Source organism: Aquariibacter albus, from assembly GCF_014145335.1.
Taxonomy (GTDB): Bacteria; Pseudomonadota; Gammaproteobacteria; order Burkholderiales; family Burkholderiaceae_C; genus Aquariibacter; species Aquariibacter albus.
The window spans coordinates 1,215,915-1,231,295 of sequence record NZ_JACIVI010000001.1 but is presented as its reverse complement, the minus strand read 5'-3'; the positions used below and the strand labels follow the sequence as shown (position 1 = coordinate 1,231,295).

Below are 15,381 nucleotides of genomic sequence, written 5' to 3'. Positions count from 1 at the left end.
GCGGGGCGATGGCAGGGGCGGCGCCGAAGACAAATCGGGGCGCGGCCCGGGCCCGCGTTGCCTCTCGGCAAGGGCGGGGGAGGGGGTCAGCCGGGCGCCTCAAGGGGCCCGGACGCGGTGCGGGGGCGGCTGGGGGCCGGTCCGCTGCGGGGGTGGATTGGACCATGGCGCGGCGCGAAGCCTCAGCCACCCTCTCGCTCGCCCATCACGATCACCGCCATCCCCGCCAGGGCCAGGCCCGCTCCGAGCCAGTCGCTGGGCCGGGGCTTGAGGCCGTCCACGCCCCACAGCCACAGCAGGGCCACCGCGATGTAGACCCCGCCATACGCCGCATAGACCCGGCCGGAAGCCGCCGGATGCAGGCTGAGCAACCACGCGAACAGGGCCAGGCTGGCGGCACCCGGCAACAGCCACCAGGCGCTGCGCCCCTGGCTGAACCAGAGGCTGGGCAGGTAGCAGCCGACGATCTCGGCCAGGGCGGTGAGCACGAAGAGGCTGAAGGTTTTCAGAAAGTCCATGGACGAGGGAGCGAGCCAGATCCGTGCCGCCGGCAGCCTGAGCCCAGGCGCAAGTGCCGAAACGCCCGCAGGTGTCAGTCAAAGTTTGGCCGGGCCGTGGAGCGACTTCGGTCCGGCGACATGCCATCGGCCTTGTTCGAATGGGCCGCCTAATGCGCTTGCCAAGTGCCCCGAAGGAGGGGGCCGCCCGCACGAGGCCGGAGCGTGTACCGTCGGCGCCTTTGGAACATTGGGCGTCAAGCGGCGGGTGCTGGGGTGACGTCTAAAGTATGTTGGACGTAAGCAAACGAGTGCCGCGGTAGCTCCAGCAGGTAGGTGCTCATGTGAAACCGGCACAATCACGCTATAGCCAACCGGAGATGCAATGGACAGCACACAACAGATTCCGCCTACAGACGAAGTTGAGGTCGACGACCTTGACGAAGTCAATGAGGTCATCCCAACTGCCTACTCCATCACGTCATACGGCGCCGACTATCCTGTTGATGGTCTGGTCAAACGCCTTGAGCAAGGCGACATAATCGTCCCGTTGTTTAGTTTAGTCCCCGAGGCCGGTCAATCGACAGTTGGCTTCCAGCGCGAGTTCGTTTGGCGCAAGCCACAGTGTGACCGTTTCATAGAATCGCTTCTTCTTGGTTTGCCTGTCCCCGGAATATTCCTGGTAAAGGAGGCAACTGGCAAGCATTTAGTTCTGGATGGGCAGCAGCGGCTAAAGACGCTCCAGTACTTCTACTCGGGCATCTTTCAAGGGAAAGAGTTTGTTCTTGAAGGGGTTCAAGACAAGTGGGAGGGGCGGAGCTACAAGACTCTCGATGCGGATGACCGTCGACGCCTAGATGACAGCATCATTCACGCAACTATCGTGCGCCAGGACGAACCGTCTGACGATCAAAGCAGCGTTTACCTGATCTTTGAGCGCCTGAACTCCGGGGGCATCTTTCTCCAACCGCAGGAGATTCGAGTTGCTCTGTATCACGGCGCTTTCGCATCGCTACTTAGTTCCTTGAATACGAACGAGAGCTGGCGCCGCCTTTACGGAAAGAAAAGCGCAAGGCTCAAGGATCTGGAACTCATCCTGCGCTTTTTCGCGCTGCACTTTCACTCGGATCAGTATCGGCGCCCAATGAAAGAGTTCCTGAATCGTTACATGGCGTCCAACGTCCAACTCCAAAGGCACCCGGAAGCATCGCTCCGACCATTGTTCAACGACACGGTCGATGCGGCGTGCAAGCTGCTGGGTGAGCGGGCGTTCAGGCTTCAGAAGACAGTGAACGCCGCCCTCGTTGATTCGGTAATGATCGGGCTAGCTTCGCGCTTGGCCAATGGTCCGATCTTGGATGCCGCGAGCGCACGAACTTCGTATGAGACGATGCTCAACACACCAGACTTTCAAACGTGGATCACCCGGTCGACAGCTGACGAGGACTTCGTCAAGAAACGCCTTGACTGCGCAAAAGCTGCCTTTGCCAATGCCAAATGAGCGGGCGGAAGGAAGTTCACCGGCTGAGGACTCGGATGGATGCTGCTTTCAGCAGGGCACCAGACCACAGCGCTGACATCGAACTTCAAGCTGACTTCGCTAAGTACCTCTGCGTTCTCACATCCGGCTACCTTGAAAGCGCGCTTTGCGCACTTCTACTTGGGTACGCTCAAGCGCGCTGCGCTCCTGAGGTTGCTTCCTTCATTGAGAAGCAACTTGGACCTTGGACTAATCCCAAAGCGGAGAAGATCATCGATCTGTTTGGTGCCTTCAGCCAGTCTTGGAGGGACAACTTGACCGCCTATCTCGTTGACCAGCGCAAAGACAGCGTCAACAGTCTCGTGGCACTTCGCCACAAGATTGCGCATGGCGAGTCAGTGGGAACAAGCCTCTCGCAGATCCGAAGTCACTACAGAACAGTGAACGAAGTCATTGAACATATTGCAGGGCTGGTGGATCCCTAGCGCACAAGCTGACGCCCAACCCCGCTACAGGGACTTCCCGGTTAATCAAGCGGATTGATGTGGGCGGTATCGATAGGCGCCTTTGCCGTTTTCCTCAAGACCTGAGTTCGGTTTCGATGCAGCGCCACAGAGAGCAGACTGCACATCTACAGGCGGCCTTGTTGCACTCGGGAATCGGTGCGGGCCCAGATACCAAGCGCTCAGAAGGGCTCCATTCACTCGCCGCCGTCGCCACCAGTGGCGCGGCACAGGGTTGGTCGAGCTTGGCTGCTGCCGGTCTGACCTCTCAGTGCATCTTCATCATGTCGTCGTGCGCGGAAGCAGGTTCACGCCATCGCTGCGGCGCTCGGGTCGGCGCCCTGGGGCGGCTGCATCGCACTCTAAGGCTTGGTGCTTACGTGGTGTCGGTCGAAGCGCTGCTCGCGCATCATCACGTCCACAGGATGCGCGCGTCCTTGTCGGCCCGCGCCACCACCGCCTTCTGCCAGCCCGAGCGCTGTTTCAGCGCCAACGCTCAGCCTAATCGGAGAAATTTTTCACAGGTTAAGTGATTGGTGTGGGTGTGAAAAAAAGGAGTGGCAATGAAATCACCGCAAAGTCCATGCGCAGCAGAAGAAAACGCTGTGAAGGAAGCAACCAAGGTGCGCTTCGCCTGTGACCAGAAGCTACGGGATGCAGGTGATGCTGCTCGCGAGTGGTCGAAGCGCGCGAAGGATTTCTCCGGCACCGATATGTGGTGCTCGGAAGACCGGCGTGCGGCAATAAAGGCTGAGAAGGAACTTGAGGACGCGACCGCAGATTGGAGTAAAGCTCAGGCGGTCCTGAACAAGGCGCGGTCGAATCTTGAGGCTTGCCGGAAGAAGAACGGTGTGTCCATCAAGTAAGTGGCAGCTGGGTGCGTCGCGACCACCCCACCTCACCGCCCCCTCATAAACAACCCATCCAACTCCCTCAAACTGATCTGCCGCCACGTTGGCCGGCCGTGGTTGCATTGGTCGGCGCGGGCGGTGGTTTCCATGTCGCGCAGCAGGGCGTCCATTTCGGGCAGGGTGAGGCGGCGGTTGGCGCGCACGGCGCCGTGGCAGGCCATGGTGGCCAGCAGTTCGTCGCGGGCGCGTTCGACCAGGCGGCTGCCGTCGACCTGGGCGAGTTCGGCCAGCACGGCGCGCAGCAGGGTGGGCAGGTCGGCGTCGGGCAGGGCGGTGGGGCGGCTGCGCAGGGCCAGGGCGGTGGCGGAGAGCGGGGCCACGTCCAGGCCAAGCTGGCTCAGGGCCTGGGCATGCTGTTCGGCGGTGGCGATTTCGGTGGGGGTGGCCGGCAGCACCACGGGGATGAGCAGGGGCTGGGCGGACAGGGCCAGTTCGGCATGCCGGGCTTTCAGGCGTTCGTAGACGACGCGTTCGTGCGCGGCATGGATGTCGACGATGAGCAGGCCCTGGCGGTTTTCGGCCAGCAGGTAGACGCCGCCGAGCTGGGCCAGGGCGCGGCCCAGGGGGCGGTCGTCGTCGGAGGCGGGCAGGGCGGGGGTGGAGTCCGCCTCGGGCGCCCGCGGCGTGGCGGCGGGGCCGACGGCTGCGCCCGTGAGGGCGGGGTCGTGGCCGGGTGCGCCGGCTTCGGGGGCGGGCTGGGGGCCGCTGGGGGCCGCAGCTTCAGCTTCCGCCGCGGCCCGCGCGTCGGCGGCCAGGCGCCAGGCGCCGGGGGGCTCGTTCACGTTGAAGGGCGCCGGGCGGCCGAAGTCCAGGGCGCTGTTGCCGCGCCAGGCGGGCGGGGCCGGGTGGGGCAGGGCGGGGCCGGTTCCGGGCGGTGAGGTGCTGCGCTCGGGCCATCCGGCGGACAGCGCGCCGGGCGATGCCCGCTCGGCGGTGGAGGCCCCGGGCGCTGCGGCCCAGGCGGTGGAGGGCCCGGTGGCCGAGGCGCCCGGGCCGTCTGCCCCCGGGGCCAGGCCGCCGCCGGACCCATCCGCAGCCGGCGCCAGCCCGCGCGCGGCCAGCAGGGGCGCGGCGCCGGCGGCCTGGGGGCGGCGTTCGGCCAGGGCGGCGTCCAGCGCGTGGAAGACGGCCTGATGCACTTCGCGGCCGTCGCGGAAGCGGACTTCCACCTTGGCGGGGTGCACGTTCACGTCGACCCGCTCGGGCGGCACGCTCAGCCACAGCAGGTAGATGGGCTGGCGCTGGCCGTGCAGCACGTCTTCGTAGGCGCTGCGCACGGCGTGGGCGATGAGCTTGTCGCGGATGTAGCGGCCGTTCAGGTAGAGGTATTGCTGGTCGGGGCGGCTGCGGGCGTGGTCGGGCAGGCCGATGCGGCCGGCCACTTCCACCGCGCCCTGGCGGCGGGCGGGCAGGGGGCGGCTGCCGCGGACGAAGTCGGCGCCGAGCACGGCTTCCAGGCGCTGGGCCAGGCGGGCCTGGGCGCGGGTTTCGGCCTCGGCGGGCGGGGTGGCGGGGTCGGCGGCGTCTGGGATCAGGGCGCGCCACTGGGCGATCAGCCGGCCTTCATGCCACACGGCAAAGCCCACCTCGGGCCGGGCCAGGGCGTGGCGGCGCAGGGCTTCCAGTCCGTGGGCCAGCTCGGTGGCTTCGCTCTTGAGGAATTTGCGGCGGGCGGGGGTGTTGAAGAAGAGCTCGCGCACTTCCACGGTGGTGCCCACGCCGCGGGCGGCGGCGGCCAGCTCGCCGCTGCGCGCGTCCAGGCGCATGGCGTGGGGTGCGTCGGCGGTGCGGCTGGCCAGGCTCATTTCCGAGACGGAGGCAATCGCCGCCAGCGCCTCGCCGCGGAAGCCGAGGCTGGCCACGGCTTCCAGCTCACCCAGGCTGGCGATCTTGCTGGTGGCGTGGCGCTGCAGGGCCAGGGGCAGTTCGGCGGCGGGGATGCCGGCGCCGTCGTCCTCCACCACGATGCGGCGGATGCCGCCGCCTTCGAGCTTGACGGTGATCTGCGTGGCGCCGGCATCGAGCGCGTTGTCGACCAGCTCGCGCAGCACGGAGGCGGGGCGCTCGACCACCTCCCCGGCGGCGATCTGGCTGATGAGCTCGTCGGGCAGGGGGCGGATCGCGCGACGGACGGGGGGCGGGGGCAGCTCAGGGTTCACCCAGGGATTCTAGGAAGGCGCTGCGCCGGCTCGGAGATACTCCGCGCCCATGGACATCCTGCTGGCGCTTGCCGATTTCATCCTGCACGTCGACCGTCACCTGAGCAGCTTCGTCAGCAGCTATGGCGACTGGGTTTACGCCCTGCTGTTCCTGATCATCTTTGTGGAGACGGGCGTGGTCGTCATGCCCTTCCTGCCCGGGGATTCGCTGCTCTTCGTGGTCGGCGCGCTCAGCGGCCTGGGCCTGCTGGAGCTGAAGCTGGCCATGGGCCTGCTGATCGCGGCGGCCATCCTGGGCAACCAGAGCAACTACACCGTGGGGCGCTGGGTGGGGCCGCGGGTCTTCCAGTGGCCCGACTCCAAGTTCTTCAACCGCCGCGCCTTCGAGCAGGCCCATGCCTTCTACGAACGCTACGGCGGCTTCACGCTGATCGCCGCGCGCTTCATGCCCTTCCTGCGCACCTTCGCGCCCTTCGTGGCCGGCGTGGCCGAGATGAGCCGCCGCAAGTTCACCGTGTACGACGTGAGCGGCGCCGTGCTCTGGGTCGGCGGCATCACGACCCTGGGCTATCTGTTCGGCAACATCCCCTGGGTGCAGCAGCATCTCGACAAGATCATCTGGGCCGCCATCCTGGTGCCGGGCCTGCTGGTGATGCTGGGTGCCTGGCGCGCGAAGCGCCGTCTGGCCGCCGAGGGCGCGCAGCCCGCCTGAGCCCGGCCGGGCCCCGCGGCAGGCGGGGCCTCCGGGCCGGAGGGCCCGGGCCGGTGCCGACACGGGCCTTTCATGGGCCGTACACGGCCCGGTCATGGCGCAACGGGAGCATCCGCCGTCCCCCGACGACGGAGCCCCCGATGCCTCTCTTCCCCCGCGTTTCGCGAGCCTTCGCCCCCCGGCCCCGCCTGGCCCTGGGCCTGATCCTTGCCGCCGGCCTGGCCGCCTGCGGCGGCAGCGGGGGGGACGAGCCCGCCGCCGCCCCGCTGCCCGAAGTGGCCTTCAGCCTGCAGGTGCTGCATGTGGCCGACATGGATTCCGGCGGTGACCTGGTGGCCAACAGCAAGGCCCTCTCCGCCCTGGTGAACAAGTTCCGCGCCGAGCAGCCGGCCCGCACGGTCTTCCTGTCCTCGGGCGACAACTACATCCCCGGCCCCTTCTTCAATGCGGCCGACGATGCCTCGCTGACCCCCGAGCTGGGCGTGACCGGTGCCGGCCGTGGCGACATCGAGATCCTCAACCTGATGGGCCTGCAGGCCAGCGCGGTGGGCAACCACGACCTGGACCTGGGCACCAACTTCTTCGGCGCGCTGATCGGCGCCAGCGGCGCCTGGCGCGGCGCGCGCTTCCCCTACCTCTCGACCAACCTCGACTTCAGCACCGACAGCAACCTGGCCAGCCGCGCGCCGGCCACGAACAACGGTGCCGAGGCCTCGACCCTGGTCGGCGGCCGCCTGGCCGGCCATGCGGTGATCACCGTGGACGGGCAGCGCATCGGCGTGGTGGGGGCCTCCACCCCGACGCTGGCGAGCATCACCTCCACCGGCGGCATCGGCATCCGCCCCAGCGGCGCGCTGGCGGCGGACCTGGACGCGCTGGCCGCCAGCATCCAGCCGGCCGTCGACAGCCTGCGCAGCCAGGGCATCGACAAGATCGTGCTGCTGGCCCACATGCAGCAGATCGAGGTGGAGCAGGGCCTGGCCACCCGCCTGCGCGGCGTGGACCTGATCGTGGCCGGCGGCTCCAACACCCGCCTCTTCGACGCCAACGACGTGCCGCGCAGCGGCGAGACCGGCCGCGGCACCTACCCGCTGAGCTTCACCTCGCCGGCCGGCGAGCCGGTGCTGGTGGTGAATGTGGACGCCGACTACAAGTACCTCGGCCGCATCGTGCTGCCCTTCGATGCGCAGGGCCGCATCATCCCGGGCCGGCTCGACAGCACCGTCAACGGCGCCTACGCCACCGATGCGGCGGGCCTGGCCCGCCAGGGCCTGAGCGTGGCGAATGCCCAGCCGGGCGTGGCGGCGGTGGCCGACAAGATCGCCGCCGTGATCGCCGCCAAGGATGGCGCCCTGGCCGGCGCCAGCAGCGTCTACCTGGAAGGCGACCGCGTGCTGGTGCGCAACCAGGAGACCAACCTCGGCAACCTGACGGCCGACGCCAACCTGGCCTATGCGCAGACGGTGGACGCGAGCACCGCCATCTCGCTAAAGAACGGCGGCGGCATCCGCTCCTCGATCGGCGCCTTCGACGTGGCGCCCGGCGCCACCACCGGCAGCCGCGGCCCGACCCGCGCCAACCCGGCGGCGGGCAAGCTGGCGGGCGATGTCTCGCAGCTCGACATCGAGTTCGCGCTGCGCTTCAACAACGGCCTGTCGCTGGTGACGGTGACGGCGGCCGAGCTGAAGGCGCTGATCGAGCACGGCGTGTCGGACTGGACGCCCACCTCCACCCAGGGCAAGTTCCCGCAGGTGGGCGGCATGCGCTTCAGCTTCGACCCCAGCCAGCCAGCCGGCTCGCGCGTGCGCACCCTGGTGGTCGACGACCCGAACGGCGCGGCCGCCGGCGCGACGCCGCTGACCGTGGTGTCCGGCGGCGTGGTGGTGGCCCCGGCCGGCACCCGCTTCCGGATGGTGACGCTGGACTTCCTGGCCGGCGGCGGCGACGGCTACCCCTTCGCCGGCCTGAGCGCGCCCAACCGCATCGACCAGGTGGCTGCCGGCGTGACCAAGACCTATGCCACCGTCGGTGCCGAGCAGCAGGCCCTGGCGGCCTTCCTGGCCGCGCGCTTCCCGCGCACCGCGCCCTTCGCCGCCGCCGACAGCGCGCCGGCCGGCGATGCGCGCATCCAGAACCTCTCGCTGCGCAGCGACGGTCTGGCCACGCCTTGAGCCTGGTCCCCGGGCTCAGGCACTGAGCCCTGAAAACGAGCAAGGCGCCCCGCGGGGCGCCTTGTGCAGGGTGGGTCCGGTCGCTGAAGGCGCCGGGCCCGGGTGGGGACGGGCTCAGGCCTGGGGCGCGGCGTCCAGGTGGTACGCGGTCACGCGCTCCACCTCGTTCTTGCTGCCCAGCACCACGGCCACGCGCTGGTGCAGCTGCTCCGGGGCGATGTCCAGGATGCGCTGGCGGCCGTTGGTGGCCGCGCCGCCGGCCTGCTCGACGATGAAGCCCATGGGATTGGCCTCGTACATCAGGCGCAGCTTGCCGGCCTTGTGCGGCTCGCGCTTGTCCCAGGGGTACATGAAGATGCCGCCGCGGCTGAGGATGCGATGCACGTCGGCCACCATGGAGGCGATCCAGCGCATGTTGAAGTCCTTGCCGCGCGGGCCTTCCTTGCCGGCCAGGCACTCGTCGATGTAGCGCTTGACCGGGGCATCCCAGTGGCGCACGTTGGACATGTTGATCGAGAACTCCTTGGTGTCCTCGGGGATGCGGACCTGGTCCTCGGTGAGCACCCAGCTGCCCTGCTCGCGGTCAAGCGTGAACATGGCCACGCCGGCGCCGACGGTGATCACCAGCGTGGTCTGCGGGCCGTAGACGCAGTAGCCGGCGGCCACTTGCTCGCGGCCGGCCTGCAGGAAGTCCTCGGTGCTGACGCCGGCCTGCTCGCCGGGCTTCTTCAGCACGGAGAAGATGGTGCCGATCGACACATTCACGTCGATGTTGCTGCTGCCGTCGAGCGGATCGAAGAGCAGCAGGTATTCGCCCTGGGGGTAGCGGTTGGGCACGACGTGGATGGCGTCCATCTCCTCGCTGGCCATGGCGGCCAGCGCGCCGCCCCATTCATTGGCCTCGATCAGCACCTCGTTGGCGATGATGTCGAGCTTCTTCTGCACCTCGCCCTGCACGTTCTCGGTCTCGGCGGTGCCGAGCACGCCGCCGAGCGCGCCCTTGTTCACGCTGATCGCGATGCTCTTGCAGGCGCGGGCGACGACCTCCAGCAGCAGGCGCAGCTGCGGGCTGATGCGGCCGTGGTCGCGCTGCTGCTCGACGAGGTACTGGGTGAGGGAGATGCGGCGACTCATGGGGCGTCCGGTGGGGGTGGAAGGGGGGAGGGGGGTCAGTCGGCCAGCGCGCGGTCGAGGATCTCGCGCAGGTCGTCCGAGACCTCGCTGCGGGCCGCCGCGCGTTGCAGGGCTTCCAGCGCGGCGCTGCGGTAGGGCTCGGCGAGGATGCGCCAGCGGTCCATCGCGCGGGCGAAGCGGGCGGCCAGCTTGGGGTTGAAGGCGTCGATCTCGGCCAGCTTCTCGCCCCACAGCACGTAGCCGGCGGCATCGGCGCGGTGGAAGGCGGCCGGGTTGTGCACGGTCAGGTTGAACAGCAGGCTGCGCGCGCGGTTGGGGTTCTTGAGCGTGAAGTCCGGATGCAGGCACAGGGCGCGCACGCGCTGGAAGACGCTGCCGGCCTGGGCGCCGAGCGGTTCGGGCGCAGCGGCCTGCAGCGCGAACCACTTGTCGATCACCAGGGCCTCGTCGCGGAACAGGGCGTGGAAGCGCTCCAGCGCCGGGCCGGCCAGCTCGGCCTGAGCGTGAACCAGGGCGCTGAGCGCGCCGAAGCGCTCGCTCATGTGCTTGCCGTCCTTGACGCGCTGGTAGGCGCGGCCGGGCCAGACGGGGTCGCCACGGCGGGTGGCGTCCAGGCACAGCATGGCCAGGGCCAGGTTGGCCAGGGCACGGCGGCCCATGCTTTCGGCGTCGGGGCGGTAGCCACCGCGGTCGGGATGGGCCTCGAAGGCCTCGGCCCAGTCGCTGGCCAGCTCGGCCGCGAGCTGCTGGCGGGCCGATTCGCGCACGGCGTGCACGCGCTGCGGGTCCAGCGGCGTGCCTTCGGCGGCCAGGGCATCGGCCAGCAGGCCTTCGCTGGGCAGGCTCAGGGCCAGGGCGCGGAAGGCGGGCGACAGGCCGGCATCGCGTAGCACGGCCGCCAGGGCCTGCACCAGACCCGCCGACAGGGGCGTGGCGGCCGGGCCGTCGGCGCGCACGCGCGCCATCAGTTCGGCCTGCAGCAGCTGCTGGCCGGCTTCCCAGCGCTTGAAGGCGTCCGGGTCGTGGCGCAGGAGCAGCAGGCGCTGGGCGGCGTCCAGCCCGTCATCCAGCAGCACCGGCGCCGAGAAGCCGCGCAGCAGCGAGGGCACCGGCGCCGCCGGCCCGGCCGGCAGGCCGACGAAGCGGAAGTGGGCCTCGGCATCGTCCAGCACCAGCACGCGCTCGGTGGGAGCGCCGGCCGGGTCTTCGCCGTCGAGCTGCAGCGGCAGGGCCTGGCCGGCGGCGTCGAGCAGGCCCAGGCGCAGCGGCAGCAGCCAGGGTTGCTTCTCGGGCTGGCCCGGGCTGGGCAGGCCGTGCTGGCGCAGCGTCAGCGTCCAGGCGCCGGCTTCGGCCTCCCAGGTGCTGCGCGCTTCCAGGCGCGGCGTGCCGGCCTGGGCATACCAGCGCTTGAAGGTGTCCAGCTGCTTCGCCAGCACCGAGCCGGGGTTGGCGTCGGCGATCGCCTGGGCGAAGTCGTCGCAGGTGACGGCCTGGCCGTCGTGACGCTGGAAGTAGAGGTCCATGCCGGCGCGGAAGCCGGCCTCGCCGACGAGGGTGTGCATCATGCGCACGACCTCGGCGCCCTTCTCGTAGACGGTGGCGGTGTAGAAGTTGTCGATGGCCTGGTAGGCGTCGGGCCGCACCGGGTGGGCCATGGGGCCGGCGTCCTCGGGGAACTGGGCCTGGCGCAGGGCGCGCACGTCCTCGATGCGGCGCACCGCGCGGGCCGAGGGGCTGCCCGCCATGTCCATGCTGAACTGCTGGTCGCGGAAGACGGTCAGGCCTTCCTTGAGCGAGAGCTGGAACCAGTCGCGGCAGGTCACGCGGTTGCCGGTCCAGTTGTGGAAGTACTCGTGGGCGACGACGCTTTCGATGCCGTCGTAGTCGATGTCCGTCGCGGTGGCCGGGCTGGCCAGCACGAACTTGGAGTTGAAGATGTTCAGCCCCTTGTTCTCCATCGCGCCCATGTTGAAGTCGCTGACCGCGACGATCATGAAGCGCTCCAGGTCCAGCGGCAGGCCGAAGCGGGCCTCGTCCCAGACGATGGAGGCCATCAGCGAGCGCATCGCGTGCTCGGTCTTGTCGAGGTCGCCGGCGCGCACCCAGACCTGCAGCAGGTGCTCGCTGCCGGCGCGGCTGCGGATGCGCTGCTCGCGCGCCACCAGGTCGGCGGCCACCAGCGCGAAGAGGTAGCTGGGCTTGGGATGCGGGTCGTGCCAGACGGCCTCGTGGCGGCCGCCGTCCAGCTCGCGCTGGCTCTGCAGGTTGCCGTTGGCCAGCAGCACCGGGTAGCGGGCCTTGTCGGCGCGCAGCGTGACGGTGTAGACCGACATGACGTCGGGCCGGTCGAGGAAGTAGCTGATGCGGCGGAAGCCCTCGGCCTCGCACTGGGTGAAGAAGCCGCCGCCGGAGGTGTAGAGGCCGAGCAGCTCGGTGTTCTTCTCGGGCGCCAGACCGACCTTGATCTCCAGCACGAAGCGGCCCTCGGGCGGCTGCTCGATCACCAGTTCCTCGCGGCCGCTCTCGTCCTTGTCGACGCGGAAGCTGACGCTCTGGCCATTGGCCAGCACACGGGCCAGGCTCAGGCCTTCGCCGACCAGGCGCAGCGGTTGCGCTGCTGCGGCGGCGTCGCGCTCGATGCTCAGCCGGCTCAGGACCACGGTGCGGGCCGGGTCCAGATCGAAGACCAGCTCGACGGCCGGGATGCGGTAGGCCGGCGGGGTGTAGGCCTCGCGGCGGATCAGGGGGGCGGTGCCTTCGCGCATGGGGGGAGGGGGCTGGGGATCCGGGGCAGGGGCGCGCGGCCGGCGCAGGAGCCGGCCGCGCCGGTCAGTGTAGTGGCCGGTCGCAGGCCGGCCGGCCCGCAGCCGGGGGGCCGCTCAGCGTGCGGCGGCGCCCGCGAAGGGCTTGCCGCGCAGGCGGTCGCCGGGCTTCAGGCCCTTGCGCTCGAACCAGCCCTGGTTCATCTCCAGGGCCAGGCGCACGGGCTCCTTCGAGCAGTGGGCCTGCAGGCTCTGCGGCTGCATGTCGGCGGTGTTGACGATGCTGCCGTCGTCGCGCAGGAAGGCGATGGTCAGCGGCAGCAGGGTGTTCTTCATCCAGAAGCACTGCGTGCCGGGCCGCTCGAAGATGAAGAGCATGCCGGCCTGGGCCGGCATGCTGGGGCGGTTCATCAGGCCGATCTCGCGCTGGGCCGGGGTCTGGGCGATCTCGGCCTGGATCAGGTGCAGGCCGGCGCTGAGCGTTTCCACCGGCAGGCGCTGCGGGCTCTGGGCGGTCGCCAGCGGGGCCAGCAGCGCGATGAGCACGGCGGCCAGTCCGCGGCCTGCGGCGGGGAACGGGAATTTGATCTGCATCAGCGTGAACCTCGAAGGCAGCTTCTAGAGTAGCGCAGCGGCGCCGGCCTTCCCTGGCGCCGCGCGCCCGAGAATCCTGTCACCTTGCCGTCCGCCGTCCCCGCCCCGTCCGATCGACCCCGTCCGCCGCCGCTCGATGCGCGGGCCCGTGCCGCCCTGGACGACGAGGCCGGCCTGGCCGACTCGACGCGCTGGTTCGATGCGCCCGACGGCAGCCGTCGCGCCGAGACCCGCCTGGCCCTCTCGGGCCTCTACTGCGCGGGTTGCGCGGGCGTGATCGAGGCGGCGCTGCGGGCCCTGCCCGGCGTCGAGCGGGCCGAGGTGCAGGGCAGCGCCGAGCGGGCCCAGGTCTGCTGGCGGCCGGATGCGCTGCGGGCCTCGCAGCTGGTCGAGGCCGTGCGCGCCGCCGGCTACGACGCGCACCCCGCCCGCAGCGAGGCGGCGCTGGAGGCCCGCGCCCGCGAGGGCCGCCGCGCCTTGTGGCGGCTGTTCGTGGCCTGGTTCTGCATGATGCAGGTGATGATGGTGGCCACGCCCAGCTACGTCAGCGGGCCTGGCGAGCTGGCGCCCGACCTGGAGCAGCTGCTGCGCTGGGGCGGCTGGGTGCTGAGCCTGCCGGTGATGCTGTTCTCGGCCGGCCCCTTCTTCGCCAGCGCCCTGCGCGGCCTGCGCCAGGGCAAGGTGGTGATGGACCTGCCGGTGGCGCTGGGCCTGCTGATCGCCTTCCTGGCCTCGACCGCGGCCACCTTCGAGCCCGGCCCGCCCGGCCCCGGCGGCGACCTGGGGGGCGAGGTCTGGTTCGATTCGCTGACCATGTTCGTCGCCTTCCTGCTGGCCGGCCGCTGGCTGGAGCTGCGCGGCCGCGAGCGGGTGGCCCGCGCGCTGGACAGCCTGCTGCGCGAGCTGCCCGACAGCGTCGAGCGCCGGGATGCCGAGGGCCGCATCGAGACGGTGGCCGTCGCCCGCCTGGCCGTCGGCGACACGCTGCGCCTGCAGCCCGGCCAGGCCGTGCCGGCCGACGGCCGGCTGGTCGAGGGCCGCAGCAGCTTCGACGAGGCCTTGCTCAATGGCGAATCCCGCCCGGTGCCGCGCGGCCCCGGCGAGGCCGTGGTGGCCGGCAGCCTGAACCTGGCGGCGCCCGTCTGGATGCAGGTCCAGGCCCTGGGGGCCGACACCCGCCGCGCGCAGATCGTCGAGCTGATGGAGCGCGCCCGCAGCGCCCGGCCCGCGCTGGCGCGCACCGCCGACCGCTGGGCCGGCCCCTTCCTGCTGGGCGTGCTGCTGCTGGCGGCGGGCGCCTGGGCGGTGTGGCGGCAGATCGATCCGGCCCAGGCCCTGCCGGTGGCGGTGGCGGTGCTCATCGTCACCTGCCCCTGTGCCCTGTCCCTGGCCGCGCCGGCCACTTTGCTGGCGGCCGCCGGCGGCCTGGCGCGGCGTGGCGTGCTGGTGCAGCGGCTGGACGCGATCGAGGCGCTGGCCCGCATCGACACCGCCTGCTTCGACAAGACCGGCACGCTGAGCGAGGACCCGCTGCAGCTGGCCGAGGTCCGCGGCGGCCCGGCCGCGCCGGCCGAGCGCGCGGCGTGGATCGCCCGGGCGCTGGCGCTGGCGGCCGGCTCCAGCCACCCCCTCTCACGCGCCCTGGCCCAGGCCGGCGGGCCCGGGACGGCCGTGGCCGAGCCGCTCTTCGTGGGCGACCGGGTGGACGAGCCCGGTGCCGGCCTGGCCGCGACCGATGCCGCGGGGCGGTCCTGGCGCCTGGGCTCGGCCGCCTGGGTGGGGCCGGGCGCCGAGGCCCTGGCCGAGCCGGCGCGCCCGGCCGGCGCGCGGCCATGGAAGGGCCGGCCGGTGGTCTTCCTGGCGCCGCAGCCCCTGGCCGAGGGCGAGCAGGCCATGGTCTTCGAGTTCGACGAGCGGCTGCGCGAGGGCGCGCTGCCCTTGCTGGCCGCGCTGCAGGCCGAGGGCCTGGGCCTGGAACTGCTCAGCGGCGACCGCCCGGCCGCCGTGCAGGCCTTCGGCGCGCGGCTGCGCGAGGCTGGTGCCCCGGCCATGCGGCTGCAGGGGGCGGCCACCCCGCAGCTCAAACTGGCCCGCCTGCAGGACCTGCAGGCCGAGGGCCACCGGGTGCTGATGGTCGGCGACGGCCTGAACGACGGCCCGGTGCTGGCCCAGGCCGATGTCTCGGTGGCCCTGGGCCACGGCGCGGCGCTGAGCCAGCAGCAGGCCGACCTGGTCGTCCTCGGCAGCCGGCTGCCCGAGATCGCCGCGGCCCGTCAGCGTGCGCGCAAGGCCCTGGCCATCGTGCGCGAGAACCTGGTCTGGGCCCTGCTGTACAACCTGCTGGCGCTGCCGCTGGCGATGAGCGGCACGCTGGCGCCCTGGGCTGCGGGCCTGGGCATGGCCTTCAGCTCGCTCTTCGTCGTCGGCAACGCGCTGCGCGCCGGGCGCTGAGCCGCGG

11 protein-coding genes and 1 pseudogene are annotated in these 15,381 nt (G+C 70.7%); 6 read left to right on the top strand and 6 right to left on the bottom strand.

What is annotated here, in order from left to right; translation table 11 throughout:
* Positions 1 to 182 precede the first annotated feature (182 nt).
* On the bottom strand, positions 183 to 518 hold the full coding sequence (locus tag H4F90_RS05490) for a YnfA family protein (RefSeq protein WP_182662212.1): 336 nt from the start codon (positions 516 to 518) through the stop codon (positions 183 to 185).
* A 364-nt stretch (positions 519 to 882) separates the two neighbouring features.
* On the opposite strand from H4F90_RS05490, the gene H4F90_RS05485 reads away from it, so the two are divergent.
* Together H4F90_RS05485 and H4F90_RS05480 are read left to right on the top strand one after the other, a co-directional pair.
* Positions 883 to 1,998, top strand: a complete 1,116-nt coding sequence (locus H4F90_RS05485) for a DUF262 domain-containing protein (protein WP_182662210.1) — start codon at positions 883 to 885, stop codon at positions 1,996 to 1,998.
* 35 nt (positions 1,999 to 2,033) lie between these two features.
* Positions 2,034 to 2,462, top strand: coding sequence for a HEPN domain-containing protein (locus tag H4F90_RS05480; protein ID WP_182662208.1), 429 nt, complete (start codon positions 2,034 to 2,036; stop codon positions 2,460 to 2,462).
* Between the two features lie 380 nt (positions 2,463 to 2,842).
* On the opposite strand, the pseudogene H4F90_RS15495 reads toward H4F90_RS05480, so the two are convergent.
* Positions 2,843 to 2,970 (bottom strand): annotated as a pseudogene (locus H4F90_RS15495) (IS110 family transposase); the annotation flags it as partial.
* Between the two features lie 73 nt (positions 2,971 to 3,043).
* Between H4F90_RS15495 and H4F90_RS05475 the strand changes: the two are divergent.
* Positions 3,044 to 3,346, top strand: coding sequence for a hypothetical protein (locus tag H4F90_RS05475; protein WP_182662206.1), 303 nt, complete (start codon positions 3,044 to 3,046; stop codon positions 3,344 to 3,346).
* A 32-nt stretch (positions 3,347 to 3,378) separates the two neighbouring features.
* Here the strand turns inward: H4F90_RS05475 and mutL are convergent, their stop codons facing one another.
* Positions 3,379 to 5,550 (bottom strand): DNA mismatch repair endonuclease MutL, encoded by a 2,172-nt coding sequence (gene mutL, locus H4F90_RS05470; RefSeq protein ID WP_182662204.1) that lies wholly within the window; start codon positions 5,548 to 5,550, stop codon positions 3,379 to 3,381.
* Between the two features lie 49 nt (positions 5,551 to 5,599).
* Here mutL and H4F90_RS05465 point away from each other — a divergent pair, with 49 nt between their 5' ends.
* Both H4F90_RS05465 and H4F90_RS05460 read left to right on the top strand, forming a co-directional pair.
* Positions 5,600 to 6,262: a DedA family protein gene (locus H4F90_RS05465; protein WP_182662203.1), complete on the top strand. Its 663-nt coding sequence runs from the start codon at positions 5,600 to 5,602 to the stop codon at positions 6,260 to 6,262.
* 140 nt (positions 6,263 to 6,402) lie between these two features.
* Positions 6,403 to 8,433: a bifunctional metallophosphatase/5'-nucleotidase gene (locus H4F90_RS05460; RefSeq protein WP_182662201.1), complete on the top strand. Its 2,031-nt coding sequence runs from the start codon at positions 6,403 to 6,405 to the stop codon at positions 8,431 to 8,433.
* Positions 8,434 to 8,547: 114 nt separating this feature from the next.
* Here the strand turns inward: H4F90_RS05460 and H4F90_RS05455 are convergent, their stop codons facing one another.
* The 3 genes from H4F90_RS05455 to H4F90_RS05445 form a co-directional block, all read right to left on the bottom strand.
* Entirely contained in the window at positions 8,548 to 9,567 is a 1,020-nt protein-coding gene (locus H4F90_RS05455; RefSeq protein ID WP_182662199.1) for a class 1 fructose-bisphosphatase, read from the bottom strand.
* Between the two features lie 35 nt (positions 9,568 to 9,602).
* Positions 9,603 to 12,332, bottom strand: a complete 2,730-nt coding sequence (pepN, locus tag H4F90_RS05450) for an aminopeptidase N (protein ID WP_182662197.1) — start codon at positions 12,330 to 12,332, stop codon at positions 9,603 to 9,605.
* 114 nt (positions 12,333 to 12,446) lie between these two features.
* A complete protein-coding gene (locus H4F90_RS05445) occupies positions 12,447 to 12,923 on the bottom strand; it encodes a DUF192 domain-containing protein (protein WP_182662195.1) in 477 nt (158 codons plus the stop codon).
* An 84-nt stretch (positions 12,924 to 13,007) separates the two neighbouring features.
* Here H4F90_RS05445 and H4F90_RS05440 point away from each other — a divergent pair, with 84 nt between their 5' ends.
* Complete coding sequence (locus H4F90_RS05440; RefSeq protein ID WP_182662193.1) at positions 13,008 to 15,374, top strand: heavy metal translocating P-type ATPase; 2,367 nt, start codon at positions 13,008 to 13,010, stop codon at positions 15,372 to 15,374.
* Positions 15,375 to 15,381: the final 7 nt, after the last annotated feature.

Coding starts and splice junctions, on each gene's coding strand:
- H4F90_RS05480 (WP_182662208.1), top strand. CDS start 2,034: ATGGATGCTGCTTTCAGCAGGGCACCAGACCACAGCGCTGACATCGAA.
- H4F90_RS05465 (WP_182662203.1), top strand. CDS start 5,600: ATGGACATCCTGCTGGCGCTTGCCGATTTCATCCTGCACGTCGACCGT.
- H4F90_RS05490 (WP_182662212.1), bottom strand. CDS start 518: ATGGACTTTCTGAAAACCTTCAGCCTCTTCGTGCTCACCGCCCTGGCC.
- H4F90_RS05445 (WP_182662195.1), bottom strand. CDS start 12,923: ATGCAGATCAAATTCCCGTTCCCCGCCGCAGGCCGCGGACTGGCCGCC.
- H4F90_RS05455 (WP_182662199.1), bottom strand. CDS start 9,567: ATGAGTCGCCGCATCTCCCTCACCCAGTACCTCGTCGAGCAGCAGCGC.
- H4F90_RS05485 (WP_182662210.1), top strand. CDS start 883: ATGGACAGCACACAACAGATTCCGCCTACAGACGAAGTTGAGGTCGAC.
- H4F90_RS05475 (WP_182662206.1), top strand. CDS start 3,044: ATGAAATCACCGCAAAGTCCATGCGCAGCAGAAGAAAACGCTGTGAAG.
- pepN (WP_182662197.1), bottom strand. CDS start 12,332: ATGCGCGAAGGCACCGCCCCCCTGATCCGCCGCGAGGCCTACACCCCG.
- H4F90_RS05460 (WP_182662201.1), top strand. CDS start 6,403: ATGCCTCTCTTCCCCCGCGTTTCGCGAGCCTTCGCCCCCCGGCCCCGC.